The sequence below is a fragment of the Pseudoalteromonas sp. BSi20439 genome (assembly GCF_000241165.1).
Lineage (GTDB): Bacteria > Pseudomonadota > Gammaproteobacteria > Enterobacterales > Alteromonadaceae > Pseudoalteromonas.
On sequence record NZ_BADW01000148.1, the window covers coordinates 1 to 3,757 of the forward strand.

Annotated in this window: 5 protein-coding genes; 4 read left to right on the forward strand and 1 reads right to left on the reverse strand. The window is 38.2% G+C overall.

The features are described 5' to 3' along the window. Nucleotides 1–198: 198 nt before the first annotated feature. The 3 genes from nhaB (at nucleotide 199) to P20439_RS12420 (ending at nucleotide 2,708) form a co-directional block, all read left to right on the forward strand. On the forward strand, nucleotides 199–1,770 hold the full coding sequence (gene nhaB / locus P20439_RS12410; protein WP_008467310.1) for a sodium/proton antiporter NhaB: 1,572 nt from the start codon (nucleotides 199–201) through the stop codon (nucleotides 1,768–1,770). A gap of 115 nt (nucleotides 1,771–1,885) precedes the next feature. Then, the gene (dsbB, locus tag P20439_RS12415) at nucleotides 1,886–2,404 is read left to right on the forward strand and encodes a disulfide bond formation protein DsbB (protein WP_036933942.1); all 519 of its coding nucleotides are present in this window, start codon (nucleotides 1,886–1,888) and stop codon (nucleotides 2,402–2,404) included. Nucleotide 2,405: 1 nt separating this feature from the next. Beyond that, nucleotides 2,406–2,708 carry a hypothetical protein gene (locus P20439_RS12420; protein WP_008467313.1) on the forward strand — a complete coding sequence of 101 codons (303 nt, stop codon included), beginning with the start codon at nucleotides 2,406–2,408 and terminating at the stop codon, nucleotides 2,706–2,708. A gap of 12 nt (nucleotides 2,709–2,720) precedes the next feature. Here the strand turns inward: P20439_RS12420 and P20439_RS12425 are convergent, their stop codons facing one another. Further along, on the reverse strand, nucleotides 2,721–3,014 hold the full coding sequence (locus P20439_RS12425) for a ComEA family DNA-binding protein (RefSeq protein WP_008467316.1): 294 nt from the start codon (nucleotides 3,012–3,014) through the stop codon (nucleotides 2,721–2,723). 297 nt (nucleotides 3,015–3,311) lie between these two features. On the opposite strand from P20439_RS12425, the gene P20439_RS12430 reads away from it, so the two are divergent. Beyond that, nucleotides 3,312–3,611, forward strand: coding sequence for a YebG family protein (locus tag P20439_RS12430; protein ID WP_008467318.1), 300 nt, complete (start codon nucleotides 3,312–3,314; stop codon nucleotides 3,609–3,611). The last annotated feature ends 146 nt before the right edge of the window (nucleotides 3,612–3,757 follow it).

The following is a 3,757-nucleotide window of genomic DNA, read 5'->3' on the forward strand; positions in this document are numbered from 1 at the left end:
TAGGTATGTGATTAAAAAGGTAACTTTACTTGTATTATTTACCAGTTTTACCGATAGATTTTAAACACAATATGAATGCCAACCTATTATTCATACGAGACACTTTGACTATCATTCCATAGTTGTTTACACCCTCTATAAGCTGGACTAACTTAATGGCATTAACCAGACTATTAAGCGCCTCTTTAGGGAAAAATCATGCAACAGAGCATCCCATCTGCAATGTTTATAAATTTTTTAGGTAAAGCTCCTCAATGGTATAAATATACCATTATTGCATTTTTGATAATTAACCCGCTACTATTTCAATTAAGTCCCTATTTATCTGGTTGGGTATTAGTTATTGAGTTTATTTTTACACTGGCCATGGCACTTAAGTGTTACCCATTGCAGCCGGGAGGGCTGCTTGCTATTGAGGCGCTATTAATTGGCATGACATCAACGGCGCAAGTTGAACATGAGATAGCGCAGAATTTAGATGTACTTTTATTGCTAATTTTTATGGTGGCCGGTATTTACTTCATGAAAGATCTGCTGCTGTATATTTTTACCAAACTAGTGGTCTCTGTGAGAAGTAAAACTGTTTTATCGCTTGCTTTTGCAATGGCTGCGGCGTTTCTATCTGCATTTTTAGATGCATTAACCGTAATGGCCGTGGTGATTGCAGTGGCTATGGGTTTTTACAGTATTTACCATAAGGTAGCCTCAGGAAAAGACTTCATTAGTGAACACGATATTAATGATGATAACCAAGTAAAAGAAGTTAACCGACAAGAGCTTGAAGAATTCCGTGCGTTTTTACGCAATTTACTCATGCATGCTTCCATTGGTACTGCACTAGGTGGCGTATGTACTATGGTTGGTGAACCACAAAATTTAATTATTGCCGAACGAGCTAGTTGGCTCTTTGGTGAATTTTTTTTACGAATGCTACCAGTTACGTTTCCCGTACTTATCGCAGGCTTATTCACTACCTTTATATTAGAAAAAACAAAAACCTTTGGCTACGGCGCTAAATTACCAGAAACAATCCATGCTATTTTAAAAAACCATGCACAAACTCTTGATAAAAAACGCAGCAAACGCGATAGAGTTAATTTAACCATTCAAGCATTAATTGCCATATGGTTAATTACTGGCTTAGCGTTACATTTAGCCACTGTTGGATTAATTGGTTTGTCAGTTATTATTTTAGCCACATCATCGGCTGGTATAATAGAAGAGCACCAACTTGGTAAAGCTTTCGAAGAAGCCCTTCCCTTCACCGCATTGCTTTGTGTGTTTTTTAGTGTGGTTGCAGTAATCATTGATCAGCAACTATTTACTCCTGTCATTACTTGGGTGCTAACATTTGAAGGACAATTACAGTTGGTGATGTTTTTTGTTGCCAACGGATTGCTTTCTATGGTCAGTGACAACGTATTTGTGGGTACAGTGTATATAAATGAAGTAGCGGCAGCACTTAAAGCCGGCCAAATTACCCGTGACCAGTTTGATTTATTAGCGGTTGCTATAAACACTGGCACCAATTTGCCTAGTGTCGCCACACCAAATGGTCAAGCGGCATTTTTATTCTTACTTACATCAACACTGGCACCGGTATTACGCCTATCTTATGGTCGAATGGTATATATGGCTTTACCCTATACATTTGTGCTTACCTGCGTTGGTCTTAGTGCCACTTACCTAGGCTTAAGCGATTTAACCAGTTTATTTTACAAGTTCGAATTAATACAGCACCATATTCCTGTTGCTAATACAGGGCATTAAAATCTTCCCCTTCTTAGAGGAGCTAAAGACTTTAAGCTCCTCACTTTTTCCTTTTACTTGCCCCGTTGTTTATCCTACGTCATAATCTAAGCCCTTATTTAAAGACGGATTTGTTATGAACTGGCTTGCTAATCTTAGTACACAACGTACCCCCTGGTTACTATTTAGTGGAATTGTTTTTCTACTGGAAGTTACTGCCCTTTTCTTTCAATACAACATGGGTTTAGCGCCGTGCATTATGTGTATTTACCAGCGCACCGCGGTATTAGGCCTACTTTTTGCTGGTATGATTGGAGCCAGTAAACCAAACAATCTCGTAGTACGTATTGTTGCTTATACTGTTTGGGGGATTTCAAGTGTATGGGGGTTACTTATTGCTCGTGAGCACATTGAAATGCAAACAACCACAGATCCATTTGCATTTAGCTGTGAATTTGAACCAAATTTTCCAGAATTTATGCCATTACATCACTGGATACCGCAATTTTTTGAAGCAACCGGTGATTGCGGAAACATAGATTGGCAATTTGCAGGTTTAAGTATGCCAGCATGGATGGAAGTTATTTTTGTACTCTTTACCGCCACACTCTTTATATTGGTGGCCAGCCGATTAATTACTAAAAAGTCACTTTAATATGTTTACTTTTTTTTCAAGCCAAGTTGATGAGCTTAAACACTTGAAAGTTCGTCAGCGACAAACTGTTATAGCTATCTCTTTAAGCATGCTATCGCCCAGTGATAGGGTCTTTATACGCATAGTGAAGCTGATGCTGTTGAGCCCATTTTTTTTAATATTCACTTTGTTTGAAGGGTGGTTGCTGGTGCCTTTTTTAATTGTGGCTGGGTTGAGCTACCCGCTACTAACAGCCCCAGTAGATGTTAATTTTGCTAAAAAGCATCTTGGTGCTGCCTTAAAACAGTTTGATCAGGGCGCATAGCGCCCTATTAAGTTAAAATGCCACCTTACCATCGAGTTTGGCTAGCATTTTTTTACCCACCCCTTTTACTTTAGCTAGATCTTCAAGTGATGTGAAATCACCATTAGTTTCTCTATAGTCGAGAATTGCCTGTGCTTTTTTCTTACCAACACCCGGCAACTTAATTAGTTGCTTCAAATCAGCAGTATTAACGTTAACCATGGCTGACTGCATCTGCTCTGATAGCATATCGCTTTGCGCAAAAGTGGTACCCATAGGTAATAAACATAAAGCGGCTGCTAACGAGATTATTTTAATTAATTTCATACTATTTCCTTTTGTGTTCCTACATGAACATTCGTTGATTATTTACACCCAGCACTTTTAAATAACTTTGTGGTTACTAAGTGCTAAAGGTAACAAACACTCCTTGCGACTCCTTTACTGCTACGCGTTATAAAGTGACTTAATAAATAAAGTAGAGTTGGCCTTTATTGTCAACCAAGCTACAGATAAACTAAGGCTAAAGCTTGCAAAACAACGCGCAAGCTTGTACTGTATATAAAAACAGTAATCTAATGATTTAAAATAATCATATTGCCACGTAAGTAAGCAGGAGAAATCATGGCTGTTGTTGTTAAATATGTTGTAGAACGAAACGGAGTCGAGCGCATGACGTTTACTACTAAAAAAGAAGCTGATGCCTATGACAAAATGCTCGATATCGCCGAGTCACTAGAACTAATGCTTGAAAAAGTAGATGTGCCACTAAGTGAACAACAAGTTGAGTCGCTTGCACTTGAGATTGCGAAAAGTAAAGACGACTTTATGGCGGTGCTTAAGGGGACTAAAGAAGTACCCGCAAAAGCTAAAAAAGCAAAATCAGATAACGTTGCCGATATTAAAGATAAAGCAGCGAGCTAATCTAAAAAATAATGGTGCTGCTTATGAGTCGCATCACTAATTAATAAAACTGAATTCGAGCTTCGAATTCAGTTTTATTATGTCTATAAATAATGATAACGACAAGCCAGTTTGCTGCGATTAAATCATTACAGTTTGCCTCTATT